We start from the raw sequence: 26,841 nt of genomic DNA on the forward strand, positions 1-26,841 counted from the left end.
ATGGGTTAAGCGAACCATTCTCGAAGCGCCACACGCCTAAGCGGTCAGGGTTTGCCCGGCGGGCGGATCAACGCCCTTCGACGTACGCCAGGATCGCGGACAGCCACGACGCGACCAGCGCCACCCAAACCAGTAGGCCAGCGACCGTGAGCCTGCGCCGCCACGCCGGCGTCTCGCGCAGGTCGCGCGTCACCAGCGTGAGCAGCGCCTGGCCACCGTTCAGCGAGGGCACCGGCAGCAGGTTCACCGCCGCCAGCTTCGCGGCAAGCATCCCGAGCAACGGCAGGAAAGCATGCTGCCCAGCGAAGGCCGTTGCGCCGCTCACCAGTTGCCGCCCCGTGGTCAGCGGATCGAGCGCGCCCATCAGGAACTGCGCGAAGCCATGGACCACGCTCGGCACTGCAGCCCCCTGCCGCAACACCAGCGCGACAACGATCAGCGCTGCCACGCCGGCCAGCGGAATCAGCACCTGCACAGTGCGTGGCTTGTGATCGAAGGCGTCGTCGAAGTAGTCGGCTGGCTTGTCGAACGGCACGCCCTCCTCCTGAGTATCCTTGAACCGGACGTTGCCCCCCAGCGGCACAGCGTGCAGATGGAAGATGCCGAGTGACAACAACCGCGGGCCGAAACCCAGCGAAACAGCACGCACGGTGATGCCCCACCAGCGTCCCAGCGCGGCCATCGCGAAGAGATGAATGCAGACCAGCAGCGCGATGGAGGCGATGAACTTCAGGAAGATGAGCATTTTTCGGGTTGCCCAGCGGGGTCTTCGCCGTTGAAGGATGCTGAGTACATCGCTTCTCCGACGATTACTACATTTGACCCGTGGCGGTTTTCTAGGAAGCCGTCAATTGCGATCCGGCCCCAGGAACGAACTTGTAACTTGACTCGCTCGTTCAAGTCCCTGAGACATAGGGCTGCTGCTGAAGAAGATTACGGGTGTCCATTCGAGATCTTCAGCACTCGCCCCTTTGCTCACGGCGTCGGCAAACGATCGGATCTCAGGGGATCGAAACGCGACATGTTTGATTGCGGCATCTGACAGAAGGGCTGGCGCCAACTCAACCGCGGAGCGGTAGATCGAGTTGTCGGAAAGCTGTCCCTCTTGCAGAACCTCTCCGTTTGGTGAAAGGACAAGAAAGTTGTCGGAAAACTTCATGTTCTTGCTTTGCAGCAAGCGACGACCGAAAGCAATGGGCGTGAACCATAGCGCATCTCGTGACTGATTCTGTGTGAATCCGCGCCGATAAAGTGCTTGAGTGATAACCGCATCGCTCCTACTCTCGGCTTGGGATGCCAACTGGGTGTATTGAGTAACAGCTTCGGAATCAGTTGTCGCGGACGATACGTTGTTGCGGGCGATAAACGCTAACTTTTCGCAGACCACGCTGGCATCAGGAAACGCGTTCGAAAGCCATGTCGCCGATACGTATACGTGCCCATCGCGGTGATGGCGTGGCACCCCGTCGCCCTCGGCACGCAAGGCGACTTCGTATTCGTTGCCTGCGATTGCCGCAGGAACAACTACTTCCCCGTCATCCTTGGAAATGCCGAGCCTCCGCATCCAATGCGGAAACTTGTCACCGCCCATATCACTTACGAACCAGTCCATGAATCCTCCTGAGTCTTCTTGATAAACAGTCCACTCTGCGCCAAAACCGAAACCCTTGCTTGCGCGAAATGACGGTTTCACAGCCGTTGCCGCGCGGAGTGTAGTGGGCCGCCTAGTCCCATCGATGACTCAGCCTCAACGCGCCAACGGCAACCGCATCTCGAACCGCGCCCCACCACCGCTTTCATTCGCCGCCTCGATCCGCCCGCCATGCGCATGAACCACGGCCTGAGACAAGGCCAGCCCGAGCCCGAGACCCGGCGTCTTCTCGTCCGACCGCGCAGTGGCCCCACGGTAGAAGCGTTCGAACAGATGCGGCATTTCGTCACCGCGTATGCCGGGGCCGCTGTCGGCCACGCTGATGACGGCCTCGTTCGCATCGGCATCCGCCCGCAGCCCCACGCGCACCGTGGTTCCGGCCGGCGAGAACTTGAGGGCGTTGTCGAGCAGGTTGGCCAATGCCAGGCTGGCCGCACCGCGCGCCACCCGCGCGGCCACCGGAGGCGCGGGCTCCAGCGAAAGCGTGAGGCGTCGTTCGCGTGCCAGCGGCTCCAGCCGCCTCGATGCTTCTTCCGCGAGCTGGTTGAGCGACACCGTCTCGGCCACGTCGCGCTCCTGGCCGGCATCGAGCCGGGCGAGCACGAGCAGCTCCTCGACCAGCAGCGTGAGCGACTCGACTTCCTCCAGCGAGGAATGCAGCGTCTCGACGTACGCGGCTGGTTCGCGCGGCCTGCGCAAGGCCAGCTCGAGCTCGGTGCGCAGGCGCGACAGCGGCGAGCGCAGTTCGTGCGAGGCGTCGGCGGTAAAGCGCCGCTGCGCTTCCATGCCCTGCTCGATGCGCGCCAGCATGTCGTTGAGCGTGTCCACAAGCCGCCCGATCTCGTCCTTCGTTCCGGGGTGCGGCAGCCGCTCGCCGAGATTCGCATCGCCGATGCGGTGTGCCTGCCGCACCACGTCGTCGATGGCGCCGAACGCGCGCCGGGTGATCAGCGCGCCCGCCGCGCCCAGCGCCAGCAGCAGCGCGCAGCCGAGGATCAGGAACAGCGCGCTGGCCATGGCCACCGTGCGGTTCACGTCGTCCAGCGAGCCTGCCACCTGCACCGCGAGCAGCGAGCTGCGGCCCGGCACGGGCACCGAGACCATGCGGGTGGGCTCCTCGCCATAGCCGTCGAGTGTCTCGAACACGGTTTCGCCCGCGGCGAGCCGCTCGCGCAGCGCGGGCGGAATGGGCAGCTGCGCCTCGCCGAGGTTGCTGCTGCGCGCGAGCACGCGCCCGTCGGCGTCGACGATCTGCACCAGCCGGTCGAGCCGCACGAACGAAGGCGCACCGGGGCCCGGTGGGGCCTCGTGCACGATGACGGTATCGCCCTCGCCGGCGGACAGCAGCATGCCCATCTCGGTCTCGGCCAGCGCCAGCAGCGCGGCATCGAGCTCGCGGTGCACGTTGCGCGAGAACACGAGGTACGAGCCGAAGGCGGCGACCGCCATCACCACGACGATCGCGCTCACGTGCGCCAGCGCGAGCCGCTTGCGAAAGCTAAGCATGCGCGGCGGCTCCGGTTCCGGTGCTGTCGTCGGCCGGCGCCAGCCTGAAACCGCGCCCGCGCACGGTCTGTATCAGCGGCGCTGCCGGCGGCGCGTCGACCTTGCGGCGCAGGTTGCTGATGTGCACGTCGATCAGGTTGTCGATGGCGATCAGGTCGTCCTTCCACACCTGCTCGGCCAGGCGCGAGCGGCTGACCACCTCGCCGGCATGGCGCAGCAGGATCTGCAGGATCGCGAACTCCTTGTGCGTCAGGTCGAGCACCATGCCGCCGCGCAGCACCCGCTGGCTCAGCGGATCGAGGCTCAGGTCGGCCAGCGAGAGCACCACGGGACGCACGAGCTCGGAGCGGCGCAGCAGCGCGCGCACGCGGGCCAGCAGCTCGTCGAAGGCGAAGGGCTTGGTCAGGTAATCGTCGGCGCCGGTGTTGAGGCCGGCCACGCGGTCGCTCAGCGCGTCGCGGGCGGTGAGCATGAGCACGGGCGTCTTGCAGCCGCGCTGGCGCAGGTCGCGGCACAGGGTGAGGCCGTCCTTTCCGGGCAGCATCCAGTCGAGCACGATCAGGTCGTAGGCGACGACGAATGCCTCTTCGTCGCCCTCCTCGGCCGTGTGCACCACGTCGACCACGAAGCCCTCTTCCTGCAGGCCCCGGGCCAGCAGGCGAGCCGCCTTGCGGTCGTCTTCGATCAGCAGAATTCTCATGGCGCGGATCATGCCGCGCCTTCCTGACTCCCGGCCACCGAGGGCAACCAAAGGCCGTCGGTGGCCGATCCTGAAGAGAACTTCAGGATTTCTTGGGAGCTTCTTCAGGCGCCCTTTCATACGCTCCCCGGCAGGAGACGGGAGCGGATCGAGGGCATGGGAAGGGGTCCCATGCGCGGCGCGCCCGTCCCGCGACATCCGCATCGCGATGAAGAAGAAAACCCTCTACCAGATCACCCCCGCACGCATCGTCTTCGGCCTGATGACCTGCGCGGCCCTGTGCGTCGACTCGTTCGACAACCCCGCCCATGCGGCCACCGCGGTAGCGGCCGCGCCGGCCCCGATGCTCGTGCGCCAGGGCAACCGGCTGAACGTGCCCGCGGGGTCGCCGCTGCGCGATCGCCTGCTGGTCGCAACGGTCGGCCAGGACGCCCTGCCGCACGAAGTGAGCCTGCCGGCCACTGTGGAAGCCGACCCGGCCGGCACCGTCAACATCCTGCCGCCGCTGACCGGCCGGCTGCTCGAGCTGAAGGTGCGGCTGGGCGACACCGTCCGGCGCGGCCAGGTGCTCGCGACGATGAGCTCGCCCGACCTGGCGCAGGCCGTGGCCGACGCGCAGAAGGCCCGCGACGCGCTCGACCTTGCCCAGCGTGCGCTGGTGCGCGCGCGTGGCGTGAACGAGGCCGGCTCGAACGCCGCCAAGGACGTGGAAGCGGCCCAGAGCGCCGCCGCCCAGCAGGCGGCCGAACTGCGCCGCAGCGAGGCGCGTCTGCGCAGCCTTGGCGCCGAGGGCGGCGGCGCGCAGGCCGGCCAGGTGCTGAAGATCGTCGCACCCACGTCCGGCACGGTCACGGCACTGAACGCTGCCCCGGGCGCGAACCTGAATGACGCCAACGCGGCGCTGATGACGGTGTCGAACCTCGACTCGGTCTGGGTCACGGTCAACGTGCCCGAGAGCGTCGTCGGCACGGTCGCGCCGGGGCAGAACGCGGTGGTCACGCTGGCCGCCTACCCGGGCCGCAGTTTCACCGGCAAGGTCGCCTTCGTGAGCGCGGTGCTCGACGCGGACACGCGCCGCGCCCGCGCGCGCATCGTGTTCGCCAACCCCGACGGGATCTTCAAGCCCAACATGTACGCAACGGCGGTGCTGGGCGTGCCGCAGGGCGCGCAGCCGCAGGTGCCGGCCTCGGCGCTGCTGATGAACAACGACAGCGTGAGCGTCTTCGTCGAGGCCGAGCCCTGGATCTTCGTGCGGCGCACGGTAGAGCTGGGCCGGGAAGACGGCGACAAGGTCCGCATCCGCAGCGGCCTGGCCGCGGGCGAGCGCGTGGTGGTGCGTGGTGGTGTGCTGCTGAATGATTAATCTCATCATCACCCAGTTCTTCCGCCGCAGGCACCTGGCCTGGGCGATGTCGGTGGCGCTGGTGCTGTTCGGCGCGTGGTCGTGGACGCAGATGACGGTCGAGGCGTATCCCGATCTCGGCGACGTCAACGTGCAGGTGACGACTCAGGTCAACGGCCTGGCCGCCGAGGAGATCGAGCAGCAGATCACCACGCCGCTGGAGCGCGCGCTGAGCAACACGCCGGGGCTGGCCTGGATCCGCTCGAGCAGCACCTTCGGGCTGTCGCTCATCACGCTGACCTTCAAGGACGGCACCGACGACTACTTCGCCCGCCAGCGCGTGACCGAGCGCATCGGCCAGGTCAGCCTGCCCTCGGGTGCGCAGCCCGGCCTGGGGCCAGTGGCCGGGCCGGCCGGCGAGATCTACCGCTACACGCTGGAGTCGGACACGAAGAACCTGATGGAGCTGTCGGAGCTGCAGCGCTGGAAGGTGATTCCCGCACTCAAGCAGGTTGCCGGCGTGGTGGACATCAACAACTTCGGCGGCTTCACCAAGGAGTTCCAGCTGGAGCTCGATCCGGCCCGCCTGCAGAAGTACGGGCTGGTGCTCAACGACGTGGTCACGGCCATCAACAACAACAGCGCCAACGCGGGCGGCGGGCGCATCGCGCGCGGCGACCAGAGCTACGTGGTGCGCGGCATCGGCCAGATCCGCACGCTGGACGACCTGGGCACGGTGGTGGTGGCGCAGAGCAACGGCTCGCCGGTGCTGGTGCGCGACCTCGGGCGGCTGCAGTTCGGCCACCAGGAGCGCGGCGGCATCCTCGGCAAGGACACCAGCCCGGACACCATCGAGGGCATCGTGCTGATGCTCAAGTACGAAAACCCCTCGCGCGTGCTGGAAGGCGTGCACAGGAAGATCGACGAGCTGCAGGCCGAGCTCGCGCCCATGGGCGTGAAGATCGTGCCCTACATCGACCGCGACGACCTGGTGAAGCTCACGGTCGACAAGGTGACGCACACGGTGCTCGAAGGCATGGCGCTGGTGTGCTTCGTGCTGATCCTTTTCCTGGGCAGCCCGCGCAGCGCGGTGGTGGCGGCGGTGGCCATCCCTATGTCGCTGGTGACGGTGTTCATCGTGATGCACTTCACCCGCATGCCGGCCAACCTGTTCTCGCTGGGCGCGATCGACTTCGGCATCATCGTGGACGGCGCCATCGTGGTGATGGAAGCGATCCTGCGCAGGCGCGAGGAGGAACCGCACGCCACGCTCACCGAAGGCAACATCCTCGAGACGGTGAGCCACGTGTCGGGGCCGATCTTCTTCGCCACGCTGATCATCATCACGGCGTACTTTCCGCTCTTCGCGTTCGAGCGCGCCGAGGGCAAGCTCTTCAAGCCGATGGCCTTCACGGTGGGCTACGCGCTGGTGGGCGCCCTGCTCTGCGCGCTGACGCTCATTCCGAGCCTGGCTTACGTGGCGCTGCGCAAGCCGAGCAAGCCCTTCGTCAACAAGCCGCTGGTGTGGCTCACGGCGGCGTACCGCCGGGTACTGGCCAGGCTGCTGGACCTGCCCGCCGTCGCCTACGGCCTGAGCGTGGCGGCGCTTGCAGCGGTGGTAGTGCTCGGCGCCACGGCCGGGCGCGAGTTCCTGCCCGACATCGACGAAGGCGCGCTGTGGCTGCAGGTGCAGCTGCCCTCGGGCCTGTCGCTCGACAAGGCCAGCGAGATGGCCACCGAGCTGAGGCACGTGCTGCTCGAATACCCCGAAGTGTCGTACGTGGTGACCCAGCTCGGCCGCAACGACGACGGCACCGACCCGTGGACGCCCTCGCACATGGAGGTGCCATTGGGCCTCAAGCCGTACAGCGAGTGGCCGGCCGGCGTGAAGAAGGCGGACTTCGTGCGCACTCTGACCGAGCGCTTCGCGCGCATGCCGGGCTTCGACGTGGGCATCAGCCAGCCGATCATCGACGGCGTGAACGACGCCGTGGGCGGCGCGCACAGCCCGCTGGTGCTGCGCATCTACGGCGACGACCTGAAGGAAAGCCGGCGCATCGGCAACCAGATCGTCGATCTGCTGGAGACGGTGCGCGGCACGGCCTCGGCCTCGCTGTTCCAGGAGCCGCCGATTCCGCAAGTGGTGATCCAGCTCAACCGCGAGGCGGCGGCGCGCTTCGGCGTCAATGCGAACGACGTGGCCAGCCTGATCCAGACCGGCATCGGCGGCGCGCCGGTGATCACGGTGTACTCGGGCAACCGCACCTACAACGTGTCGGTGAAGATGCCCAAGAGCGCCAAGGGCAACACCGAGGCCATCGGCGCGCTGCTGCTCAACAGCTCCGGCGGCGCGAAGGTGCCGCTGTCGCAGGTGGCCGACATCCGGCTGCAGACCGGCGAAAGCACCATCTCGCACGAGATGAACGAGCGCCAGATCACGGTGCGCGTGGACAACCGCGACCGCGACTTGGCCTCCTACCTCGACGAGGCACGCGATCGCATCGCGAAGGAGGTGAAGTTCGACGCCACGAAATTCCGCCTGCAGTGGGCCGGTCAGTTCGAGAACCAGCAGCGCGCGCAGGCCCGCCTGGGCGTGTCGCTGGCCATCGTGGTCTGCATCATGGCGGTGCTGCTGTTCTTCCAGTTCGGAAAGATCCGGCAGGTGGCGCTGATCCTCGGCGTGGTGCCGATGGCCACGCTGGGCGGGCTGATCGCGGTGCACGTGGCGGGCGAAACGCTGAACGTGGCCACGGCCGTGGGCTTCATCGCGCTGTTCGGCGTGTCGATACAGAACGGGATCATCATGGTCGCGAACTTCCGGCGCGTGCGTGGCGAAGGGCTGGAGCTGCAGGCCTCGGTGCTCGAAGGCGCGACCGAGCGACTGCGGCCGGTGCTGATGACTGCCACAGTGGCCTCCGTCGGCATGCTGCCGGCGGCGCTGGCCACCGGCGTGGGCACCGACGTGCAGCGCGGGCTGGCCACGGTGGTGGTCGGCGGGCTGGTGGTGTCGACGTTGCTGACGCTCTTCATCCTGCCGACGCTGTACTTCGCGATGGAGCGCCTGTTCGAGCGCAAGGGCTGGGGTACCCGCTCGCGCCGCGACCGCTGAGGGAGCAAGAAAAATGACGAAAGCATTGAAGACAAGAACGGCCCCCGCGGCCGCAGGCGTCGCGCTGACGCTGCTGATGGCCGGATGCGCTGTCGGCCCCGACTACGCTCGCCCGCCGCTGAATCTGCCCACGCAGTACACGGCGACGCCGCCGACAAGCCAGGAGGCCGAGAGCGTGCCGCTGGCACGCCTGTCGCCCGAGCTGGACGTACCCGCCCAGTGGTGGCAGGCCTTTCGCAGCGAACCGCTGAACGCGCTGGTGACGCAGAGCCTCGCCGGCAACCCGACCATCGAGGCCGCCGACGCCGCCCTGCGCACCGCGCAGGAGAACGAGGCGGCCGACCGCGCCGCCTTCTGGCCGACCGTGGCACTGGGCTACTCGCCCACGAGGCAGCGCGTGGCCAGCGCGGTCGCGAGCCCTGTGTCGTCCAACGCGAGCCTCTACACGCTGCACACGGCGCAGGTGACGGTGTCGTACACGCCCGACGTGTTCGGCGCCACCCGCCGGCAGGTGGAAGGCGCCAAGGCACAGACCGAGCTGCAGCGCTTCCAGACAGTGGCGGCGAAGCTCACGCTGAGCAGCAACGTGGTGGCTGCCGCGATCACCGAGGCCTCGCTGCGCGCGCAGCAACGCGCCACGCAGGCCATCGTCGCGGGCCAGAAGGAGATGCTCGCGGCCTACCGCAAGCAACTGGCGCTGGGCCAGGTGGCGCCGGCCGACGTCGACGCGCAGGAGGCCTCGCTGGCAGCCACCGAGGCCACCCTGCCGCCGCTGGAAAAGCAGCTCGCGCAGCAGCGCAACCTGCTTGCCGCGCTGGCGGGACGCTATCCGAGCCAGGGCGTCGAGGCGCAATTCGATCTCGATGCCCTGCAGCTGCCGTCGGAGCTGCCGCTGACCCTGCCGTCGAGCCTGGTCGAGCACCGCCCCGACGTGCGCGCGGCAGAAGCGCAGCTGCAGGCCGCGAGCGCCGCCATCGGCGTGGCGGTAGCAGCCAGGCTGCCGAACCTGACGCTGGGCGTGAACTCGTACGGCTCGTCGGCGTACAGGCTGTCGGACCTGTTCAAGTCGTCGTCGCTCTTCTGGACCGTGGCCGGGAGCGTGACGCAGCCCATCTTCGACGGCGGCGCGCTGAAGCACCGCGAGGCGGCCGCGCGGGCCTCGTTCGACGAGGCGGCGGCGCAGTACCGCGCGACGGTGCTCGCTGCCTTCCAGGACGTGGCCAACACGCTCGAAGCCATCGACGCCGACACGCGCGCGCTGCAGGCGGCCGTGAAGGCCGAGCGCACCGCTTCGCAGAGCCTGGCGCGCACGCAGGCGCAGGTGCGTCTGGGCGATGCCAGCGCGCTCTCGCTGCGTATCGCGCAGCAGGCGCAACAGCAGGCGCTACTCAACCTCGTGCAGGCGCGCGCACTGCGGCTGACCGACGCGGCCGCCCTCTTCCAGGCGCTCGGCGGCGGCTGGTGGAATGCGCAGCAACCTGCCATCGTCTCGTCATCTTCCAATTCCCCCGCATCGCCATGAACATCATCCGCCACGACATGGGCCCCCGCTTCAGCGAGATGGTGACCGTCGACCTGGGCGCCGCGCGCCTGCTGTACCTCTCGGGCCAGGTTGCCGAGAACCCCTCGCTCGACATCACCGGGCAGATGCGCGAGATCCTGCGCCACATCGACCGCCTGCTCGCCATGGAAGGCGCGACGAAGAAAGACCTGGTGAGCGTGACGATCTACCTGCGTACGGTAGGCGACTACGCCGCGATGAACTCGGTGTGGGACGAATGGGTGCCCGCCGGCCACACGCCCGCCCGCGCCACCGTCGGCGCGAAGCTGATCGACTCGGAGTACCGCGTCGAGATCCAGGCCACGGCGGCGATCGGGCCGGCGCCGTGAGACCCGTCCGGCGCGCAACCCTGCTGTGGGCGCTGGCGCTGGGTGGCTGCTCGGCTTTCGACGCGCATTCCTTCGACCACGCCGCCGGCTGGCGAGCGGCACAGGTCGTCAGCGTCGGGCGGGCCGGTGACCTGGCCGCGACGGCCGACCGCGATTGCGGCGCGGAGGGCGGCACCGCGGCGCTCTATGCCGTCGTGCGTTACCGCAACGGCGGCGTGCATACGCGCTCGCTCGGCACGGGCCGCTGGCCCGCCGGCGCCGCGCTCAAGGCCGGCGATGCGGTGGAAGTGAACATCCTCGACTGCGCCCTGCCCCTGGCGCTGCCGGGTCAGAGGGGCAGCATGCCGGGGGCGGCGTCGCGCTGAAGCCAGTCCTGGAACTCGTCGGAAAGCCGCTGCGCCTCGCGCGTGGCCCGGCCCCATGCGGCGATGCGCGACTGGGCGTCGTTGGCGAAGTGGATGAAGTCCTTGCGGTCGGGCAGCTTGCCGTTGGGCAGGGTCCGCACCCATTCGGGATCGGGCGCGAGCACCACCATGCGGTCGAGAAAGCCGCTTGCCTTGTGGCGCCAGCGCAGGCCCTTGTCGAGCCAGCCCGGCACGACCGCCTGCTGGAAATGCGGATACAGCACGATGCCGTCGTCGGCCGGCTGGTAGTCGAGATGCAGGTGGTAGTCGGTGATGCCGCCGTCCCAGTAGGCGCCGCGCGGTGCGCCGGGAATGTCGTGCACCGCCGCCAGCAGGAACGGAATGGAGCACGAGGCCTGCAGCACCATGTTGAAGTTGGCCTCGCTCAGCGCGTGCTGGCGCGTGCGGAAGTCGCGCGTGGCGAAAGGCAAGGCGGCTCCGGGCGTGGAGAACACGCAGCGCTCCAGCCACGCGCCCAGGCTCTTGCGGTGCAGGCTGTTGGTGGCGAAGGCGCCGAGGTAACCCACCGGCGTACGCGCCCTGCCCTCGCGTCCGAGGATGTGCCGGCCGCGCGATGTCACGACGTGCAGGCGGTAGCGCGGATGGCTCAGCACCTCGCCGATGCGCCCGCCGTAGAAGGCTTCGAGGCTCTCGGCGAAGCGCTCGCTGAGCTGGCGCGGGCTGAGCCGCTTCTGCCCCGGCGGCACCTCGAACTGCTGGTGCACGTAGTCGTGCTCGAAGCGCTCGAAGGCGGCGTCGGAGTTCGACAGGCAGGCCGTGGAAAGCCGCCACGCGCCGATCGAGGCGCCCACCAGGTGCACCTGCTGGCTCGACTGCGGCAGCCAGCGGCCGAAGATGAAGCGGTCGAGCGGCCCGAGGATCAGTCCCTTCGGCCCGCCCGCCGCGCCGGGAATGGTGCGCACGTCCTGCGGGCGCAGGCCGTGCTGCTCGATGTGCTTGCGGGCCGCGGGGCCGGCATAGATGCGCAGGGCTTTCATCGTCATGCCGGACACGTCAGCAAGAAGCGTGCGTCGCGGTCCGCCGGGTCTGCTACTTGCGCAGTCCCTGCAGCTTGGCGAAGGCGTTGGCCATCTGGCCGGCCGGCTGCGGCGAGCTGTCGCGGCGGCCGTGCTGCTGCTGCCCGCGTCCCGCGCCCTCGAAGCGGTTGTCGCGCGGGCCGTCGCGGCGCGCCGGAGCGGCGTCGAGCTTCATCGACAGGCCGATGCGCTTGCGCGCCACGTCCACTTCCATGACCTTGACCTTGACGATGTCGCCGGTCTTCACGACCTCGCGCGCGTCGTTCACGAACTTGTGGCTCAGCTGGCTCACGTGGACCAGGCCGTCCTGGTGCACGCCGAGATCGACGAAGGCGCCGAACTGGGCCACGTTGCTCACCGTGCCCTCGAGCACCATGCCTTCCTTCAGGTCGGCGATGTCTTCCACGCCGTCGTTGAAGCGCGCCACCTTGAAGTCGGGGCGCGGGTCGCGTCCGGGCTTCTCGAGTTCGCCCAGAATGTCCTTGACCGTGATGACACCGAACTTCTCGTTGGCGAACAGCTCGGGCTTCAGCGTCTTGAGCATGTCGGCGCGGCCCATCAGCTCGGCAATGGGCTTGCCGGTCTTCACGATGATCTGCTCGACCAGCGGGTAGGTTTCGGGGTGCACGCCGGTGATGTCCAGCGGATCGGCGCCGCCGCGGATGCGCAGGAAGCCCGCGCTCTGCTCGAAGGCCTTGGGGCCGAAGCCGGTCACGTCGAGCAACTGCTTGCGGGTGGAGAAGGCGCCGTTGGCCTCGCGCCAGCGCACCACCGCCTTCGCGACGCTCGACGACAGCCCCGACACGCGGCTGAGCAGCGGCACGCTGGCGGTGTTGAGGTCGACGCCCACCGAGTTCACGCAGTCTTCCACCACGGCCTGCAGGGTGCGCGCGAGTTCGCTCTGGTTCACGTCGTGCTGGTACTGGCCCACGCCGATGCTCTTGGGGTCGATCTTCACGAGCTCTGCCAGCGGGTCCTGCAGGCGGCGCGCGATGGAGGCGGCGCCGCGCAGGCTCACGTCGACGTCGGGCATTTCCTGCGAGGCGAATTCGCTGGCGGAGTACACCGAGGCGCCGGCCTCGCTCACCACCACCTTGTCGACCTTCAACTCGGGCGCGCCGGCCTGCGCGGCCATCTTGGCCAGCAGCTTGATGAGGTCGGCGGCCAGCTTGTCGGTTTCGCGGCTGGCGGTGCCGTTGCCGATGGCGATCAGGTTCACGCCGTGCTTGGCGCACAGCTTGCCCAGCGTGTGCAGCGAGCCTTCCCAGTCCTTGCGCGGTTCGTGCGGGAACACGGTGGCGGTTTCGACCAGCTTGCCGGTGGAATCGACCACGGCCACCTTCACGCCGGTGCGGATGCCCGGGTCGAGGCCCATCACCACGCGCGGGCCGGCGGGCGCCGCCAGCAGCAGGTCGCGCAGGTTGTCGGCGAACACCTTGATGGCGACCTTTTCCGCGTCTTCGCGCAGGCGGGTGAACAGGTCGCGCTCGGTGGAAAGAGCCAGCTTCACGCGCCAGGTCCAGGCCACGCACTTGCGGATCAGGTCGTCCGACAGGCGGGCCGAATGGCTCCAGCCCAGGTGCAGCGCGATGCGGCCTTCGGCGATGCTGGGCTTGCCCGGCTCGGGCTCCACGGGCAGCACCAGCTTGGCGTCGAGGATCTCGAGCGCGCGACCGCGGAACACGGCCAGCGCACGGTGCGAAGGCACTCGGCCGATGGGCTCGTCGTACTCGAAGTAGTCGCGGAACTTGGCGACGTCGGCGTTGTTCTCGTCCTTGCCGGCCATGAGGCTGGAGCGCAGCAGGCCTTCGTTCCAGAGCCATTCGCGCAGGCTCTGCACCAGCGCGGCGTCTTCGGCCCAGCGCTCGGAAAGGATGTCGCGCACGCCGTCGAGCACGAGCGGCACGGTGGAGAAGTCGGGGCCCGGCTTGCCGTCGTCGAGCGTGGTGGCTGGCTGCAGGAAGGCCTTGGCTTCCACGGTGGGGTCGAGCGTGGGGTCGGCCAGCAGCTTGTCGGCCAGCGGCTCGATGCCGAATTCGCGGGCGATCTGGCCCTTGGTGCGGCGCTTCTGCTTGAACGGCAGGTAGAGGTCTTCCAGCTCCTGCTTGGTAGGCGCCAGCTCGACGGCGGCGCGCAGCTCGGGGGTCAGCTTGCCCTGCTCGTCGATGGCCTTGAGCACGGCCACGCGGCGGTCCTCGAGTTCGCGCAGGTAGGAAAGGCGGGCTTCAATCTCGCGCAGCTGGGTGTCGTCGAGGCCATCGGTGGCTTCCTTGCGGTAGCGGGCGATGAATGGAACCGTGGCGCCTCCGTCGAGCAGTTCGACGGCGGCCTTCACCTGGTTCTCGCCGACCTTGATCTCGACGGCGAGCTGGCGAATGATTTTCTGCATGTCTTGAGCGCGTCCCTGGCAACAAAGCGCGGGAGTTTGCCATAGGCGGGAACGGCATCCGCGCCGGTTCGCCCGGCGGGCGTGTTACAGCATGCTTTCGTGTTCGGGCCGTGCCTCGGGCTGCGGCTGCGCGACCGCCTCGCAGGGCACCACCAGCCGCACGCACAGGCCGTGCGGCGCGACGGGAGCGATGTCGAGCTCCGCCCCGATCGCTTCGGCGCGCGAATGCATGCTGCGCAACCCCTTGCCCAGGCTCTCGAAAGAGTGCTCGTCGCCGGCCGGCAGGCTGCCCGGCGCGCCCAGCCCCCGGCCGTTGTCCCGCACCTCGAGCACCATCGCCCTGCCGCCCTCCTGCGGAGCCACGCGCAGCTCGACGCGGGTCGCGCGGGAGTGGCGCAATGCGTTGGACAAGGCCTCCTGCGCCACGCGGCAGACCTGCGACGCGGTTTCAGCCGGCATGGGAAAGGCCTCGGACTCGGGCGAGACGCTCCATTCGAGCGCGATGCCCATGCGCTCGAAAGCGGGCCTCAGCCGGTAGCGCAAATGGCCCAGCCGCTCGACGACGGTGCTGTCGCCCTGGTCGTCCAGGTCGTCCACGGTCATCTGCAGTTCGAGAAGGCAGGCCTGCAGCGCCATCGAGAGGCTGTCGGGGCCGCCGGACCCGGGGTTCTGGCTGGCCAGCAGCGCCACCAGCCTGGAGCCGACGCCGTCGTGGAGGTCGTTGGCGATGCGGCGGCGCTCCGCCATCACCGCCTGGGTCTGCCGGAAGCGCGATGCGCGCCGCTGCGAGACGTACCAGATGCCCAGGATCATGCCCAGCACCAGCACGTTGACCACCTGCAGGGCCCAGAAGGTGAACGGCATGTCCTGCGCCATGACCGTGATGGCCGAACCCGCCCTGATGACCTGCGCGGCCACCGGCGTCAGGTGCAGCGCGCCGGCCAGAGCAGCCCACATCAGCAGCCGACGGCGCGAGATGCGCGAGTACAGCCACGTCAGGAGCACGAGCCACGAGCCGATCGACAACCACACGAACTGGTCTTCCAGAATGTGCGGAAGATGAAGGACCTGCGGCGCGAGCACGGCATGCCCTACAGGAGTCCCCGGTGGGAGGCGAAGCTCACGGCCTGCGCGCGGGTGTGGGCGTGCAGCTTGCGGTAGATGTTCTTGACGTGCGCGTTGACCGTTTGGGCGCTGATGGTGAGCTGCAGCGCGATCTCCTCGGTTACGTAGCCCGTTGCTACAAGTCGCAACACTTCGCGCTCCCGGGTGGATAACGTGGCCTTGCTGTCCGGCGGACGCACCGGGTTCACGTTGGAGCGCTTGTGGTCGAGGTGCACGAGCAGCCTGCGGGCCAGCCGCGGGGTGATGGCGGCACCACCGTTCACCACCTGCAGCACGGCCTGCGCATAGCTCTGGAACCACGCGTTCTTGACGAGGTAGCCGGAAGCTCCGAGTTCGAAGGCATGCAGTACCTGGGGTTCGTCCTCGAGCGCGGAGACGACGATGATCTCGGCCGCGCTGCGATGCCGCTTGGCCTCCTCGATCAGCTCGAATCCGCTGCCGTCGCCGAGGCGGATGTCGACCATGAGAACGTCGAACTCGTGTTGCATCAGCAATCGGCGTCCCTCGCGCAGGGTACCGGCCTGGCCCTCGAGCTGGATGCGCAGGTCGCCCAGCAATTCCTGGGCGATGACGCGACGCACGAAGGGGTCGTCGTCCACCAGCAGAACGCGTACTGGTTTGGTTTGCTGCCCTGTAAGGAAATCAGGCCACGGGAGGGTATCGGCAGAGGGAGCGAGTAGCCCGCCGAACTGTCCTGGGTTCGAGAATTTCCTAGACCCATTCCCTGAATCTGTCAACGAAATGTCGAGATCGCTTTCCATTTCAGCCCCTTTGTGACAACTGGTGCATCTTGTTCGTGACGAAAAGTTAATCCATTTCCATTCAGATTTTGAGTTTCAGTTTTTTTGATTACTTTGGTTGCATTCTGTTGCGATTCGCGACCGCTGTCCATCGAAAGTTGTACTTTCCTCCTCTGTCGTGTCAAGTAAACGCGTCCTCCGGGCGGCGCTCCGGAGGGGGCGAAACACGCCTTTCGCCATAGCCTTGCTCTACCCAGCACTGGGCATTCTTCGTTCGCTTCCCAGCCAAGAAACTGCATCCCGGTCGACGCGGAATGCCATTTCAGCCCCCGCTACTGACCGTCAGCTGATGGCCGGATGCTCCGGCGATCGGGTTCGTTTCACCACCATCTCTCGAGGAAGCATCATGAAGAAGACTCTCATCGCCATCGCAGTGGTCCTGGTCGGAAGCGTCGCCTCCGCCACGAGCACCACGGCCCTTGCCGCCACCAGCACGACGACCGGCTCCTCCAGCTCGGCCGGCTCCGTGGCAGCCAGCTCCGGCACCGGCAGCGCACTCAGCTACAACGCAGCCAACTCCAGCTCGTCGGCCTCGGCCAACGCGGCAGGCGGCGCGGTCAGCTTCCCTGGCCTGCGCATCGGCGGCGCCTCGGCCAGCGGCTCGGCAACCACCCAGGGCAGCGTGACCAGCATGGCCGCGACGACCGGCAACGGCCTTGCCGTGGGCGGTGCCAACGCACAGGCCAATGCAGGCGCGGCATCCAATGCCAACTACAGCGCGGGCGGGCCGAACTCGGTGAGCGGCAGTGCCGGCGGTACCGCCTCCTCCACGACCAACAACACGGCTGCAACGGCCGCGGGTCCTGGCGGCGGTCTCGCGATCGTGACGCGCACCTCGGGCACGACCTCGGGCTACAGCGCCTCCTCGGGCGCCGTCAACGGCTTCATCAACGGCACCACCACCTCGGCCACCGCGGGCTCCACCGGCGGCTCCTTCGGCGTGACCAACGTCAGCTTCGGCAATGCAGGCGGCTTCAGCAACGGCGGCGGCACCGGCGGCCTGGCTGGCGCAGGTTCGACCGCATCGGCACCCTGAACTTCGCCGACACCGGTTGTTGCACCAGGAAATGGGGAGGGGTTCGCCCCTCCCCGGCTACCAAAGGAGTCGAGAACATGAAGAAACTTATCGTCCTGGCCCTGCTGGGCCTCTCCGCGGGCGCGATGGCGCAGACCAACGTGGGCGGAGCCAACAACCAGTCATCGAGTTCGGCCACCACCTCGGCCCAGGGGAACAACCAGGCCGTGAACTTCAACACCACCAACCCCTCGACGGTGACCCAGAACGTCAACAGCAGCGGCGCGACGACCAGCACCATCGACTACCGGGGCAGCTACACGATCAAGAACGTGCCCTCGGTCAACGGCCCCAACCTGACGACGAGCAACGACACCTGCATGGGCAGCACCAGCGCCAGCGCGAACGGCGCCGGCGTCGGCCTCAGCTTCGGCACCACCTGGACGGACGAGCACTGCAAGCGCCTGAAGATGAGCCGCGAGCTCTGGAACAAGGGCATGAAGGCGGCCTCGCTCGCGATGGATTGCATGGACCCGGCGGCCATGGCCGCGCTGGAGATGACGGGCACCAAATGCCCGCAGTCGATGACGGCGGAAGAACGCGTTTCGGCCTACGGCCCGCAGGCATCGGCCAGCGGCGCGCCCGCCTCACCGCCTCGACCGGTGGCTGCCGTGGCGCCACCCGCTCCGGCGGTGCCGCAACCCGTGGCGGCCATCGCACCGGCGCCTCTGCCCGCTCCCACGGCCCCCGCGGCTGCTCCGCTGCCAACGCCACCGGCTCCCATCGCCGAAGCAGCGCCGCAGCAGGTGGCTACCGCTCCCGTTGCCGCGGAAGAGCCGTCCGCCGCGGTGGCGACTCCGGTCGTCAGCGCGACTGTGACGCCGATCGACCCGCGTGACGCAGCCGCCATCCGCGCCGCGCATCTGCTCGACGCCCGGCTCGACGACGGCCCTGGCCTGCGGACGGTGCCGCAATGACTGCGCGGAGCCTGAAATGACCAGGACCGTACTTCTCCTCTGGCTGGCGGCCTGCTGCGCGACGACGGCGGCGGCGGCCGCTTCCGTCGCGCAGCCCACGCTGCGCGTCGAGCGGATGAACATGGGTAGCGGCCTTCAGAACGCACGGGGTACCGAGAACGCGGAAGCGGTAGGTTCCCTGGGCGTGTGGCACGTGCCGCAGTACATGCCGGGCTATCCCACGGCTGCGACGATCTGGCCGCGCGTGATCGTGATCCAGTGCACCAACGACCTGTGCGCCGGCTACGAGGTCACGCCCGAGATGGGCCGCGGCGAATACCTGTTCTTCGTGCCTGCCGGAAAGTAGGCAGGCAAGCAGGCGGGAAAGCAGGCGAAGGCGAGCGACAGGGCCGTGCGAGGCCCGGTCCGCATTGCCTTACGCTAGCGGAATGCCCACATTTCCGCGCGCCTTGCGTGCCCTGCTCCGTGCCATAGGTACCGCGCTCGTCGTTCCCCTGCTGCTCTTCGAGGAATGGGGCTGGGAGCCGCTGGCCGCGCTCGCGGCGCGGTTGTCGCGCCTTCCCTTCTGGGCCGCTCTCGAAGCACGGCTGCGGCGGCTGCCGCCCTGGGGAGCGCTGCTGGCTTTCTTCATTCCGGTGCTGTTGCTGCTGCCGGTGAAGGTGCTGGCGCTGTTCCTGTTCAGCCGGGGCCATGCCGCCACCGCGCTCACCGTGCTGGTGCTGGCCAAGCTCGTGGGCACGGCCATCGTCGCGCGGATCTTCCAGCTGGTCGAAGGGCCGCTGATGCGCATTCCGTGGTTCGCCCGCTGGTATCCGCGATGGAAGGCGTGGAAGGACCACGTGCTCACCATCGTTCGCCAGAGCCGCCCCTGGCGCGTGGTGCGGGCGCTGAACCGGCGGATCGCCCGCGGCTGGCGACGGTTCCGGGAAGGCTGAGATAAATATTACCCGGGTTATATTGCAGCCTCCATTTAACCCGGGTAATATTTGAAGAATGAATCTCTCCACGGAAAGCCGCCGCGCCCTCGTCCGGCAATACAAGGAAACCCCGCGCCCCGCGGGCGTCTACGTCATCCGCAACGGCTCGAACGGCCGCGTCTATGTGGGCGGCAGCCTGGACGTCGAAGGCGCGATGAACCGTGCGCGCTTCGAACTGAACATGCGCAGCCACCGCAACAAGGCGCTCGGGCAGGACTGGATCGAGCACGGCGCGGGCCATTTCAGCTTCGAGGTGATCGATCGCGTCAAGGAGCGCGACGACCCCGCCTTCGACCGCAAAGCCGAACTCGACAGGCTTCTTTCGCTCTGGCAGGAAGAGTTGCAGTGCTTCGGACCGAAGGGCTACAACACGCGTTGAAACTTGCACCGGGCGCGCACGCAACGCGTGGCAACCAGATGACGCGCACCAAAGCGCGGCAGCGAGTAGATTACGCACCTCGTTTCGCTTGGTACCCCCAGGAACAAAACACCCGAATGTCATCCGACACCCCCACCACCCTGACCGTGTTCTTCGACTTCCAGCGCGTCGCGCAAGGCAGCAAGGCCGAAGTGCTCGACCAGCTGCGCCGCCGCGACGATCCCGGGCCCTATCTCGTGTTCGACGACCGCACCGGCGCGCAACTCGACCTCGACATGCGCGAGCTCCCGCCCGAGTTGCGCGACCACGAAGCCGAGCATCGCGACGATGCCCCGCGCGGCGTGGGCCGCCCCAAGCTCGGCGTGGTCGCGCGCGAAGTCACGCTGCTGCCGCGCCACTGGGACTGGCTCGGCCGCCAGCCGGGCGGCGCATCGGTCGCGCTGCGCAAGCTGGTCGACGATGCCCGCCGCGTGAACGCCGAGCGCGACACCGTGCGCGCGGCGCAGGAAGCCACCTACCGCTTCATGACCGCCATCGCGGGCAACCTGCCGGGCTTCGAGGAAGCCACGCGCGCGCTGTTCGCCGGCGAGGAGCAGCGCTTCGGCAACCTCATAGAAACCTGGCCCGCCGACGTGCGCGCCCATCTGCAGAAACTGTCGGCCGCCGGCTGGCACGCCCAATGAGAACAACACCCGAGACAACCGGAACCCGCGGCGGCGCCGACCCCAGCGGACTGCAAGGCGTGCCAGTGGCACCGGTCAACGCGCCACGGCCGCTGTGGAAGGTCTTTCTTTTCTTCCTCGCGCCGATGTTGCTCAGCAACATCCTCCAGTCGCTCTCCGGCACGCTGAACAACGTGTACGTGGGGCAGATGCTGGGCGTGGGCGCGCTGGCGGCGGTGTCGAGCTTCTTCCCGGTGATGTTCTTCTTCATCGCCTTCATCATCGGCCTGGGCGCGGGCGCCTCGGTGCTCATCGGCCAGGCATGGGGCGCGCGCGACGTTGCCAAGGCCAAGGCCGTGGCGGGCACCACGCTCACCGTCGGCGTGCTGCTGGGACTGGTGATCGCCGTGTTCGGCGGCGCGTTCACCACGCCGATGCTGGCCGCGCTGGGCACGCCGCCCGACGTGCTGGCCGACTCCACGCGCTATGCCCGCATCATGCTGATCGCGATGCCGGGCGTGTTCCTGTTCCTGCTGTCCACCGCGATGCTTCGCGGCGTGGGCGACACTGTCACGCCGCTGTTCACCCTGCTGATCTCCACGCTGATCGGGCTGGTGGTCACGCCCGCGCTCATCCGCGGCTGGGGCGGCCTGCCGCAGCTCGGCGTGGCGAGCGGCGCATGGGCGTCGGTGCTGTCGTTCATCGTGGCGACCACTTGGCTGGGCTTCCGGCTGCGCCAGCAGAAGAGTCCGCTCGCGCCCGACGCGGAGTTCATGCGCAACCTGCGCATCCAGCCGCAGCTGCTGAAGGCCGTGCTGCGCATCGGCGTGCCCACGGGCGTGCAGATGATCGTGGTCGCGCTGGCCGAGGTTGTGCTGCTGTCGATGGTCAACGGCTTCGGCTCCAACGCCACGGCCGCCTACGGCGCTGTGAACCAGGTGGTGGCGTACGTCCAGTTCCCGGCGATCTCTATCGCCATCACGGCGTCGATCCTGGGCGCGCAGGCCATCGGCGCGGGCCGCGCCAACCGGCTCGGCGCCATCGCGCAGACGGCGCTGCTGATGAACCTGGTGCTCACCGGCGGTCTGGTGCTGCTGGGCTACCTGTTCTCGCGGCCGCTGATGGGCTTCTTCATCACCAGCGCGCCGGTCATCGAGATCGCGCAGACGCTGCTGCACATCATGCTGTGGAGCCTGGTGGTCTTCGGCATGGCCTCGGCGTTGTCGGGGATCATGCGCGCCAGCGGCTCGGTGCTGGTGCCCACGCTGATTTCCATCATCTGCATTCTGGGCGTGGAGGTGCCGGTGGCCTGGGTCATGAGCCACCGCATCGGGCTCGACGGGATCTGGGTGGCCTACCCGGTGACCTTCGGCGCGATGCTGCTGCTGCAGACCGCGTACTACCAGCTGGTGTGGCGCAAGAAGGCCATCCACAAGCTGGTGTAGCCGCCGCGCGGCCTACTTGCCGTCGAAGGCCCGCTGCGCCTCGGCAAGGTCGAGCTTGACCATCTTCATCATGGCCTGCATCGCGCGGTTGGCCTTGGCCTCGTCCTTGTCCTGGAACATGCGGATCATGGCCATAGGCGCGACCTGCCACGACACGCCGAACCGATCGGTGAGCCAGCCGCACTGCACCGGCTGGCCGCCGCCTTCGAGCAGCCTGTCCCAGTAGTAGTCGACCTCGGCCTGCGTCTCGCAGGGCACGAACATCGAGATGGCCGGGTTGAACTTGTATTCCGGGCCACCGTTGAGGACCATGAACTTCTGCCCGTCGAGCTCGAAGGTCGCGGTGAGCAGCGAGCCCTTGCGGCTGGGGTTGCTGTCGCCCCAGAGCAGCGTGTCGGTCACGCGCGAGTTCGGAAAGATGCTGCTGTAGAACTTCAGCGCCTCCTCGCCGTTGGTGTCGAACCAGAGACAGGGAATGATCTTCTGCATGGGACTCCTTCGCTTTTGACGATGAACCTGATAGTTCAGTATCGAAGCGTCGCACGCCCCCTGTCAACCCGTGCGACGCCTGTCAGCGGGAAGTTCCCATGTGTTCCGATCGCCCTGCCCTCGGCCGCCAGGCCCTTCAGGCGATCCGATAGAAACCCTGGTCGGATCGCACGCCCGCCTTCTTCGTGAATTCGACCGGGTCGAAGCCCTCCTCGGCGAACTTCTTCTTCACGAGCTCTGTGGCCGAGGCCACGGCCTGCTCGCTGCTCCATTCGACCAGCGTCAGTACGTTGAACTCGCTGCCTCCGCCCGTCTGGTCGAGCACATGCGCGCGCAGGCAGCCCGGCAAGTTGCGCAGCGTCTGCTGGATGCGCTGCATCTGCGCGATGAAAGCCTGCCGGGCTTCGGCGGGCACCGCGAACTTGTCGACGCGGAAAACGGGACCGGAAGCGGAGACCGGGGAAGCGACGCTGGTGTCGTTCGACATGAAACGGATTCCTTCAAGAGAAAAATGCGCACGGGACCCGCGCGCTGGAAGTTATTCTCAAACCTCAAGTAAAGCTGAGGTCAAGAGGTTTCTCTTCCGATGAACGACGCACTGCAAAGAGCCGGCATATCCCCCACGCTCACCGTCGGCGAGGTCGCCCGCCGCAGCGGCGTCACAGTGTCCACGCTGCATTTCTACGAGGCGCAGGGCCTGATCGGCAGCACCCGCACCGCAGGCAACCAGCGACGCTACCCGCGCACGGTGCTGCGGCGCGTGGCCTTCGTGCGGGTAGCGCAGAGGGTAGGCATTTCGCTTGCCGAGATCGGCACTGCCCTGGCTACCCTCCCCGAATCCGCAGCGCCGAGCCGCGAGGACTGGGCCCGGCTCTCGGCTTCGTGGCGTGCCGAACTGGACGAGCGCATGGCGCAGTTGCAGAAGCTGCGTGACACGCTCGACGACTGCATCGGCTGCGGCTGCCTGTCGATCGACCGCTGCAAGCTGCGCAATCCGCTCGACCGGCTTGGCGCCGAGGGCCAGGGGCCGCAGCGGCTGCTGGTGAAACGAGGCGCCTGAAAACTCAGGCGCCCGCGCCGAATGCCTTCCGCCAGCGATAGGCCTCGGCCGCATTGACCGCGCCCTTCGGCGCCCTGCCCTGGAAGATCTCCGCGAGCTGCGACACGGTTTCCATAGCCTGGTGCTCGACCGCCGGCGGCGTGAGCCCGCCGATGTGGGGCGTGGCGATCACGCGCGGATGCGCCGCCACGTCCGGCGAAGGCATCTGGTCGGGCGCGCGGCCGACGTCGAGCGCGCATCCCGCGATCACACCCGCGTCCAGCGCGGCGAGCAGCGCACGCTCATCCACCAGATTGCCGCGCGAGGCATTGATGAAGAAGGCATGCGGCTGCATCGCAGCGAACGCCCGGGCATTCATCATGTTTTCGGTCGCCTCGGTGGCGGGCGCGAGGCAGACCACGAAGTCGGACTGCGCCAGCAGCACATCGAGCGCAACCTGTGCGAACTCGGCCCGCCCCGTCGCCGTGTACGGGTCGTGCACGACGATGCGCATGCCCAGCGCCAGCGCGGCATCGCAGAGGTAGCGGCTGATCTGCCCGTAGCCGATCACGCCCAGCGTGCTGCCGCGCAGTTCGCGCCCCATCGCGGGCGGCGGCAGCCGGCCTGCGTGGTAGCTCGCGGCGGAGGCACTGATGCCCCGGCCCAGATCGATCATCGCGCCCACGATCCACTCCGACACCGAGGCGATGAACCCCGCGCTCGCCTGCGTCACCAGCACGCCGTGCCGGCTGGCGGAGGCCACGTCGATGTTGCGGATGTCGATGGCGCAGCGCACGAAGGCCTTGAGCTTCGGCAGGGCCGCGAACAGCGCCTCGTCGCCCACCGTCTGGCGGTAGGAAATGATCGCGTCGCAGTCCTGCGCCAGATCGGCGAGCTCGCGCGACGAAAGATCGGCGTCGCTGGGATTGAAGCGCACCTGCGCGATGGCCCGAAGGGCCGCGGTGGCGCGGTCGCCGAAGTAGTTGGCGAGCTTGGCTGGCGGATGGCTGACGAAAACCGTGGTCATGAAAAAGCTTCTGTTCGGAAGGAAAGACTGGCCGCGAGCATCATGCGGCCGCAAGCGCCAAGGATCGTGCGCCGCCGCGAAGGCAGAATGGAAAAACCACAGGACGCCGCATGACCATAACCTCACAGACACCCGACGCAGCCCGAGCCTATGCCGTCGAGATGCACGGCGACCAGAAGTACGGCACGCATCCATACGTGCACCACCTCGACGCCGTCGCCGCCCTGCTCCAGCCCTACGGCGACAGGGCGCGCGTCGTCGGCTATCTGCACGACGTGGTCGAGGACACGGCAGCGACGGTGGCGGACGTGCGCTCGCGCTTCGGCGATCTGGTGGCCTCGTGCGTTGCGCTGCTGACCGACGCGCCCGGGGCCAACCGCAAGGAGCGCAAGGCCAAGACCTATGCGGCGCTGGCCGAAGTGAAGGGCGACGAGGAACTCGCGCTGCTCGTGAAGGCCGCCGACCGCCTGGCCAACGTACGCGCGTGCGTGGCCGACGGCCAGCGGGCGCTGTGGGAGACGTACCACGGCGAGCATCCGACCTTCAGGGCCGCCGCATTCAGGGCCGGGCAATGCGATCCGTTGTGGACCGAGCTCGACACGCTGCTCTCGCCCTCTCGCGCACCAGCAGCGACGCCCTGACAAGGCTGTACACGGCTGGTTCGCCCCTCATAGACGAGCGATCTTTCGAGGGTAAAGCGGTCGCTGCGGTCCGGACAGACGGGCCGCGCGCCCTGAGCCTGCCAGCCCGAGCCTGTCTGTAATGGTGCGAAATGGATTGGTGCCCGAATGGACGCCACAGTGCACGGACTTCAGTTCTCCGGAAAGCCAGAAGGGGGCAAGTTGCCGGCAGCCCCGACTCAGGCACGCATCCGGAGGAAAGTCGGGTGCATCCATTTCAGCAAAGCATCAATCGGATTGGAGGTCCAAATGGGCATTGTGTTTGCAGAAAACTGGGACAACATCGATGGACTCAGGGCGAAGCATGGAGACTGGTATGACGACGACTACAACACCCTGGGCGATGCCAACTACCAGCAGATATGCGCCATGCTGAACACGTGGGCAGAAAGAGAAATTGCCCACAATCACGCCAGCGAGCTATACGAAATCGCTACGGCCGTGTTGAGCGACAGACTCAATGTCACAGTCGAACTGGGATTCCACCAGCTTCAGAATTTCAAGGGACAGGATTATTTCCACATCACCGTGATACACCCGGACGGATGGAAAGCCCACATGTTCAGTCGCGCGAAAATCTATATGGGCCAGATCGCGCATATCGAAAAAACAATTGAAGGTGGAACCAAGGTCCCCACTGTCTACGAAAAAAGAATCTACCTGCAGCCTCAGAAGCCCTACACGCCATTTCTCTGAGTCTCGCTAGCCGACACGCCGATTCGCGAACTCCATCACCCCGTCGTTCACCGAACCGAAGCGCAGGCTCACGAGATCGCGCGCGTAGTTCTGGTACACCCGCCACGGCGCGCGCGAGCCCTGCTTCGGAAACCTGCCCACCGCGCGCTGCACGTAGCCCGAGGAGAAGTCGAGCCAGGGCTCGGGCGCCAGGGACGGGTCGGTGTTGCGCGGCGTGCATTGCCTCCAGCCGTGCTTCTCCATGTGGTTGAGCACCCGGCAGACATACGCGCAGGTCAGGTCGCTCTTGAGGGTCCACGAGGCATTCGTGTAGCCGAACGACGAGGCCAGGTTGGGCACGTCGCTGTACATCATTCCCTTGTAGTTGAAGGTCGCGGCCGGATCCACGCGACGGCCGTCCACCTCGAGCTGCACGCCGCCGAGCACCTGCAGTTCGAGCCCGGTGGCGGTGACGACCACGTCGGCCTCCAGCTCCCTGCCCGACTTCAGCCTGATGCCGCCCGGCGTGAAGGTGTCGACGTGGTCCGTGACCATCGAGGCGCGCCCTGCCCTGATGGCCGCGAACAGGTCGCCGTCGGGCACGAGGCACAGGCGCTGGTCCCAGGGGTTGTAGCGCGGCGTGAAATGCGTGGCGACGTCGTAGCCGGGCCCGAGGGCCTGCCGCACGCCGCCAAGAATCAGCTTCTTCACGCGATCGGGTTTGCGCCGCGCGAGGCGGAAGAAGTACATCGACAGCAGCACGTTCTTCCAGCGCGTGAGACCGTAGGCCATTCCGGCCGGCAGGAAGCTGCGAAGCCCGTGGGCGATGGGGTCCTGCGCCGGCCGAGCGACCACGTAGGTGGGCGAGCGCTGCAGCAGCGTCACGTGCGAGGCCGTCTTCGCCAGCGCCGGCACCAGCGTCATCGCGGTCGCGCCGCTGCCGATCACGATCACCTTCTTGCCGCTGCAATCCATGTCCTCGGGCCAGTGCTGCGGATGGACGATGCGGCCCGCGTAGTCGCCAACGCCCGCGAACTCGGGCGTGTAGCCGGCCTCGTACCTGTAGTAGCCGCTGCACAGGAAAAGGAAGTTGCAGCGCATGCGCAGCGGAAGCCGTTCGGGGCCGCGCTCGACATCCACGCTCCAGCAGGCATCGGCCGTGGACCACGAGGCGCGCACCACGCGATGGTTGAACCTGATCTTCCGGTCGATGCCGTGCTGCGCCGCGGTCTCGCGCAGGTAGTTCAGGATCGACGGCCCGTCGGCGATGGACTTCGCCTGCGTCCACGGCCGGAACGAATAGCCCAGCGTGTACATGTCGGAATCCGAGCGCACGCCCGGATAGCGGAACAGGTCCCAGGTGCCGCCGCTGCGTTCGCGCCCCTCGAGGATCGCGTAGCTGCGCCCCGGGCAATTCGCCTGCAGGTGGTAGCCGGCGCCGATCCCGGAGAGGCCAGCGCCCACGACGAGCACATCGACGTGCTCCTGCTGATCTTCGTCCTGCATCGACATGTCTCCTTGTC

At 67.7% G+C, this 26,841-nt stretch carries 27 protein-coding genes; 15 read left to right on the forward strand and 12 right to left on the reverse strand.

Going from position 1 to position 26,841, the window contains the following annotated elements; translation table 11 throughout:
- Positions 1–67: 67 nt before the first annotated feature.
- The 4 genes from ABL840_RS21670 to ABL840_RS21685 all read right to left on the reverse strand — a co-directional run bounded on the left by ABL840_RS21670 (position 68) and on the right by ABL840_RS21685 (position 3,857).
- Positions 68–745, reverse strand: coding sequence for a site-2 protease family protein (locus ABL840_RS21670; protein ID WP_093195098.1), 678 nt, complete (start codon positions 743–745; stop codon positions 68–70).
- Between the two features lie 102 nt (positions 746–847).
- On the reverse strand, positions 848–1,612 hold the full coding sequence (locus ABL840_RS21675; RefSeq protein ID WP_143042999.1) for a hypothetical protein: 765 nt from the start codon (positions 1,610–1,612) through the stop codon (positions 848–850).
- 135 nt (positions 1,613–1,747) lie between these two features.
- Positions 1,748–3,157, reverse strand: coding sequence for a sensor histidine kinase (locus ABL840_RS21680; RefSeq protein ID WP_093306788.1), 1,410 nt, complete (start codon positions 3,155–3,157; stop codon positions 1,748–1,750).
- Positions 3,150–3,857 (reverse strand): response regulator transcription factor, encoded by a 708-nt coding sequence (locus ABL840_RS21685; protein WP_093306883.1) that lies wholly within the window; start codon positions 3,855–3,857, stop codon positions 3,150–3,152. Before ABL840_RS21685 ends, ABL840_RS21680 begins: the two co-directional genes overlap by 8 nt.
- Positions 3,858–4,065: 208 nt before the next feature.
- On the opposite strand from ABL840_RS21685, the gene ABL840_RS21690 reads away from it, so the two are divergent.
- The 5 genes from ABL840_RS21690 to ABL840_RS21710 are packed head-to-tail and all read left to right on the forward strand — an operon-like array spanning position 4,066 to position 10,563.
- Entirely contained in the window at positions 4,066–5,220 is a 1,155-nt protein-coding gene (locus ABL840_RS21690; RefSeq protein WP_093306789.1) for an efflux RND transporter periplasmic adaptor subunit, read from the forward strand.
- Positions 5,213–8,308, forward strand: a complete 3,096-nt coding sequence (locus ABL840_RS21695; RefSeq protein WP_093306790.1) for an efflux RND transporter permease subunit — start codon at positions 5,213–5,215, stop codon at positions 8,306–8,308. The genes ABL840_RS21690 and ABL840_RS21695 overlap by 8 nt, the downstream gene beginning before the upstream one ends.
- Positions 8,309–8,321: 13 nt before the next feature.
- Complete coding sequence (locus tag ABL840_RS21700) at positions 8,322–9,830, forward strand: efflux transporter outer membrane subunit (protein WP_093306791.1); 1,509 nt, start codon at positions 8,322–8,324, stop codon at positions 9,828–9,830.
- Entirely contained in the window at positions 9,827–10,198 is a 372-nt protein-coding gene (locus ABL840_RS21705; protein WP_093306792.1) for a RidA family protein, read from the forward strand. Before ABL840_RS21700 ends, ABL840_RS21705 begins: the two co-directional genes overlap by 4 nt.
- Positions 10,195–10,563 (forward strand): hypothetical protein, encoded by a 369-nt coding sequence (locus ABL840_RS21710; RefSeq protein ID WP_418115978.1) that lies wholly within the window; start codon positions 10,195–10,197, stop codon positions 10,561–10,563. The genes ABL840_RS21705 and ABL840_RS21710 overlap by 4 nt, the downstream gene beginning before the upstream one ends.
- On the opposite strand, the gene ABL840_RS21715 is transcribed toward ABL840_RS21710, so the two are convergent.
- The 4 genes from ABL840_RS21715 to ABL840_RS21730 all read right to left on the reverse strand — a co-directional run bounded on the left by ABL840_RS21715 (position 10,527) and on the right by ABL840_RS21730 (position 15,914).
- Positions 10,527–11,600: a phospholipase gene (locus ABL840_RS21715; RefSeq protein WP_093306884.1), complete on the reverse strand. Its 1,074-nt coding sequence runs from the start codon at positions 11,598–11,600 to the stop codon at positions 10,527–10,529. The genes ABL840_RS21710 and ABL840_RS21715 overlap by 37 nt on opposite strands.
- Before the next feature lie 52 nt (positions 11,601–11,652).
- Complete coding sequence (locus ABL840_RS21720) at positions 11,653–14,028, reverse strand: Tex family protein (RefSeq protein ID WP_093306793.1); 2,376 nt, start codon at positions 14,026–14,028, stop codon at positions 11,653–11,655.
- 84 nt (positions 14,029–14,112) lie between these two features.
- Positions 14,113–15,060, reverse strand: a complete 948-nt coding sequence (locus ABL840_RS21725; RefSeq protein ID WP_256227911.1) for a sensor histidine kinase — start codon at positions 15,058–15,060, stop codon at positions 14,113–14,115.
- 59 nt (positions 15,061–15,119) lie between these two features.
- Positions 15,120–15,914: a LuxR C-terminal-related transcriptional regulator gene (locus ABL840_RS21730; protein WP_093195090.1), complete on the reverse strand. Its 795-nt coding sequence runs from the start codon at positions 15,912–15,914 to the stop codon at positions 15,120–15,122.
- Positions 15,915–16,299: 385 nt separating this feature from the next.
- Between ABL840_RS21730 and ABL840_RS21735 the strand changes: the two genes are divergently transcribed.
- The 7 genes from ABL840_RS21735 to ABL840_RS21765 all read left to right on the forward strand — a co-directional run bounded on the left by ABL840_RS21735 (position 16,300) and on the right by ABL840_RS21765 (position 21,408).
- Positions 16,300–16,989, forward strand: a complete 690-nt coding sequence (locus tag ABL840_RS21735; protein WP_093195089.1) for a hypothetical protein — start codon at positions 16,300–16,302, stop codon at positions 16,987–16,989.
- 77 nt (positions 16,990–17,066) lie between these two features.
- Entirely contained in the window at positions 17,067–17,945 is an 879-nt protein-coding gene (locus ABL840_RS21740; protein ID WP_093306794.1) for a hypothetical protein, read from the forward strand.
- A 16-nt stretch (positions 17,946–17,961) separates the two neighbouring features.
- Positions 17,962–18,291 carry a hypothetical protein gene (locus tag ABL840_RS21745; RefSeq protein ID WP_093306795.1) on the forward strand — a complete coding sequence of 110 codons (330 nt, stop codon included), beginning with the start codon at positions 17,962–17,964 and terminating at the stop codon, positions 18,289–18,291.
- 82 nt (positions 18,292–18,373) lie between these two features.
- Complete coding sequence (locus ABL840_RS21750) at positions 18,374–18,880, forward strand: hypothetical protein (RefSeq protein ID WP_093195086.1); 507 nt, start codon at positions 18,374–18,376, stop codon at positions 18,878–18,880.
- 58 nt (positions 18,881–18,938) lie between these two features.
- Positions 18,939–19,301, forward strand: coding sequence for a GIY-YIG nuclease family protein (locus tag ABL840_RS21755; protein WP_093306796.1), 363 nt, complete (start codon positions 18,939–18,941; stop codon positions 19,299–19,301).
- Between the two features lie 116 nt (positions 19,302–19,417).
- Positions 19,418–19,984 carry a DUF2239 family protein gene (locus tag ABL840_RS21760; protein WP_093195084.1) on the forward strand — a complete coding sequence of 189 codons (567 nt, stop codon included), beginning with the start codon at positions 19,418–19,420 and terminating at the stop codon, positions 19,982–19,984.
- Positions 19,981–21,408: an MATE family efflux transporter gene (locus ABL840_RS21765; protein WP_093306797.1), complete on the forward strand. Its 1,428-nt coding sequence runs from the start codon at positions 19,981–19,983 to the stop codon at positions 21,406–21,408. The genes ABL840_RS21760 and ABL840_RS21765 overlap by 4 nt, the downstream gene beginning before the upstream one ends.
- Positions 21,409–21,420: 12 nt before the next feature.
- Here the strand turns inward: ABL840_RS21765 and ABL840_RS21770 are convergent, their stop codons facing one another.
- Both ABL840_RS21770 and ABL840_RS21775 read right to left on the reverse strand, forming a co-directional pair.
- On the reverse strand, positions 21,421–21,897 hold the full coding sequence (locus ABL840_RS21770) for a VOC family protein (RefSeq protein ID WP_093195082.1): 477 nt from the start codon (positions 21,895–21,897) through the stop codon (positions 21,421–21,423).
- 136 nt (positions 21,898–22,033) lie between these two features.
- Positions 22,034–22,384: an antibiotic biosynthesis monooxygenase family protein gene (locus ABL840_RS21775; protein ID WP_093306798.1), complete on the reverse strand. Its 351-nt coding sequence runs from the start codon at positions 22,382–22,384 to the stop codon at positions 22,034–22,036.
- A 99-nt stretch (positions 22,385–22,483) separates the two neighbouring features.
- Here ABL840_RS21775 and soxR point away from each other — a divergent pair, with 99 nt between their 5' ends.
- Positions 22,484–22,957 carry a redox-sensitive transcriptional activator SoxR gene (gene soxR, locus ABL840_RS21780; RefSeq protein WP_093306799.1) on the forward strand — a complete coding sequence of 158 codons (474 nt, stop codon included), beginning with the start codon at positions 22,484–22,486 and terminating at the stop codon, positions 22,955–22,957.
- Positions 22,958–22,961: 4 nt separating this feature from the next.
- Here the strand turns inward: soxR and ABL840_RS21785 are convergent, their stop codons facing one another.
- Positions 22,962–23,963, reverse strand: a complete 1,002-nt coding sequence (locus tag ABL840_RS21785; protein WP_093306800.1) for a hydroxyacid dehydrogenase — start codon at positions 23,961–23,963, stop codon at positions 22,962–22,964.
- Between the two features lie 110 nt (positions 23,964–24,073).
- Between ABL840_RS21785 and ABL840_RS21790 the strand changes: the two genes are divergently transcribed.
- Together ABL840_RS21790 and ABL840_RS21795 are read left to right on the forward strand one after the other, a co-directional pair.
- The gene (locus ABL840_RS21790; RefSeq protein WP_093306801.1) at positions 24,074–24,604 is read left to right on the forward strand and encodes an HD domain-containing protein; all 531 of its coding nucleotides are present in this window, start codon (positions 24,074–24,076) and stop codon (positions 24,602–24,604) included.
- Between the two features lie 147 nt (positions 24,605–24,751).
- On the forward strand, positions 24,752–25,339 hold the full coding sequence (locus ABL840_RS21795) for a hypothetical protein (protein ID WP_093306802.1): 588 nt from the start codon (positions 24,752–24,754) through the stop codon (positions 25,337–25,339).
- A 6-nt stretch (positions 25,340–25,345) separates the two neighbouring features.
- On the opposite strand, the gene ABL840_RS21800 is transcribed toward ABL840_RS21795, so the two are convergent.
- The gene (locus tag ABL840_RS21800) at positions 25,346–26,824 is read right to left on the reverse strand and encodes a flavin-containing monooxygenase (RefSeq protein ID WP_093306886.1); all 1,479 of its coding nucleotides are present in this window, start codon (positions 26,822–26,824) and stop codon (positions 25,346–25,348) included.
- Between the last annotated feature and the right edge of the window lie 17 nt (positions 26,825–26,841).

The organism is Variovorax sp. NFACC27 (assembly GCF_048301545.1).
GTDB classification, from domain to species: Bacteria; Pseudomonadota; Gammaproteobacteria; order Burkholderiales; family Burkholderiaceae_C; genus Variovorax; species Variovorax gossypii.

Bases quoted from the DNA above. Each gene is read 5' to 3' on its own strand.
- ABL840_RS21670 (WP_093195098.1), bottom strand. From the start codon at position 745: ATGCTCATCTTCCTGAAGTTCATCGCCTCCATCGCGCTGCTGGTCTGC.
- ABL840_RS21730 (WP_093195090.1), bottom strand. From the start codon at position 15,914: ATGGAAAGCGATCTCGACATTTCGTTGACAGATTCAGGGAATGGGTCT.
- ABL840_RS21765 (WP_093306797.1), top strand. From the start codon at position 19,981: ATGAGAACAACACCCGAGACAACCGGAACCCGCGGCGGCGCCGACCCC.
- ABL840_RS21715 (WP_093306884.1), bottom strand. From the start codon at position 11,600: ATGAAAGCCCTGCGCATCTATGCCGGCCCCGCGGCCCGCAAGCACATC.
- ABL840_RS21740 (WP_093306794.1), top strand. From the start codon at position 17,067: ATGAAGAAACTTATCGTCCTGGCCCTGCTGGGCCTCTCCGCGGGCGCG.
- ABL840_RS21685 (WP_093306883.1), bottom strand. From the start codon at position 3,857: ATGAGAATTCTGCTGATCGAAGACGACCGCAAGGCGGCTCGCCTGCTG.
- ABL840_RS21775 (WP_093306798.1), bottom strand. From the start codon at position 22,384: ATGTCGAACGACACCAGCGTCGCTTCCCCGGTCTCCGCTTCCGGTCCC.
- ABL840_RS21770 (WP_093195082.1), bottom strand. From the start codon at position 21,897: ATGCAGAAGATCATTCCCTGTCTCTGGTTCGACACCAACGGCGAGGAG.
- ABL840_RS21680 (WP_093306788.1), bottom strand. From the start codon at position 3,157: ATGCTTAGCTTTCGCAAGCGGCTCGCGCTGGCGCACGTGAGCGCGATC.
- ABL840_RS21700 (WP_093306791.1), top strand. From the start codon at position 8,322: ATGACGAAAGCATTGAAGACAAGAACGGCCCCCGCGGCCGCAGGCGTC.
- ABL840_RS21760 (WP_093195084.1), top strand. From the start codon at position 19,418: ATGTCATCCGACACCCCCACCACCCTGACCGTGTTCTTCGACTTCCAG.
- ABL840_RS21790 (WP_093306801.1), top strand. From the start codon at position 24,074: ATGACCATAACCTCACAGACACCCGACGCAGCCCGAGCCTATGCCGTC.
- ABL840_RS21795 (WP_093306802.1), top strand. From the start codon at position 24,752: ATGGACGCCACAGTGCACGGACTTCAGTTCTCCGGAAAGCCAGAAGGG.
- ABL840_RS21690 (WP_093306789.1), top strand. From the start codon at position 4,066: ATGAAGAAGAAAACCCTCTACCAGATCACCCCCGCACGCATCGTCTTC.
- ABL840_RS21675 (WP_143042999.1), bottom strand. From the start codon at position 1,612: ATGGACTGGTTCGTAAGTGATATGGGCGGTGACAAGTTTCCGCATTGG.
- soxR (WP_093306799.1), top strand. From the start codon at position 22,484: ATGAACGACGCACTGCAAAGAGCCGGCATATCCCCCACGCTCACCGTC.
- ABL840_RS21800 (WP_093306886.1), bottom strand. From the start codon at position 26,824: ATGCAGGACGAAGATCAGCAGGAGCACGTCGATGTGCTCGTCGTGGGC.
- ABL840_RS21720 (WP_093306793.1), bottom strand. From the start codon at position 14,028: ATGCAGAAAATCATTCGCCAGCTCGCCGTCGAGATCAAGGTCGGCGAG.
- ABL840_RS21735 (WP_093195089.1), top strand. From the start codon at position 16,300: ATGAAGAAGACTCTCATCGCCATCGCAGTGGTCCTGGTCGGAAGCGTC.
- ABL840_RS21745 (WP_093306795.1), top strand. From the start codon at position 17,962: ATGACCAGGACCGTACTTCTCCTCTGGCTGGCGGCCTGCTGCGCGACG.
- ABL840_RS21785 (WP_093306800.1), bottom strand. From the start codon at position 23,963: ATGACCACGGTTTTCGTCAGCCATCCGCCAGCCAAGCTCGCCAACTAC.
- ABL840_RS21695 (WP_093306790.1), top strand. From the start codon at position 5,213: ATGATTAATCTCATCATCACCCAGTTCTTCCGCCGCAGGCACCTGGCC.
- ABL840_RS21705 (WP_093306792.1), top strand. From the start codon at position 9,827: ATGAACATCATCCGCCACGACATGGGCCCCCGCTTCAGCGAGATGGTG.
- ABL840_RS21750 (WP_093195086.1), top strand. From the start codon at position 18,374: ATGCCCACATTTCCGCGCGCCTTGCGTGCCCTGCTCCGTGCCATAGGT.
- ABL840_RS21755 (WP_093306796.1), top strand. From the start codon at position 18,939: ATGAATCTCTCCACGGAAAGCCGCCGCGCCCTCGTCCGGCAATACAAG.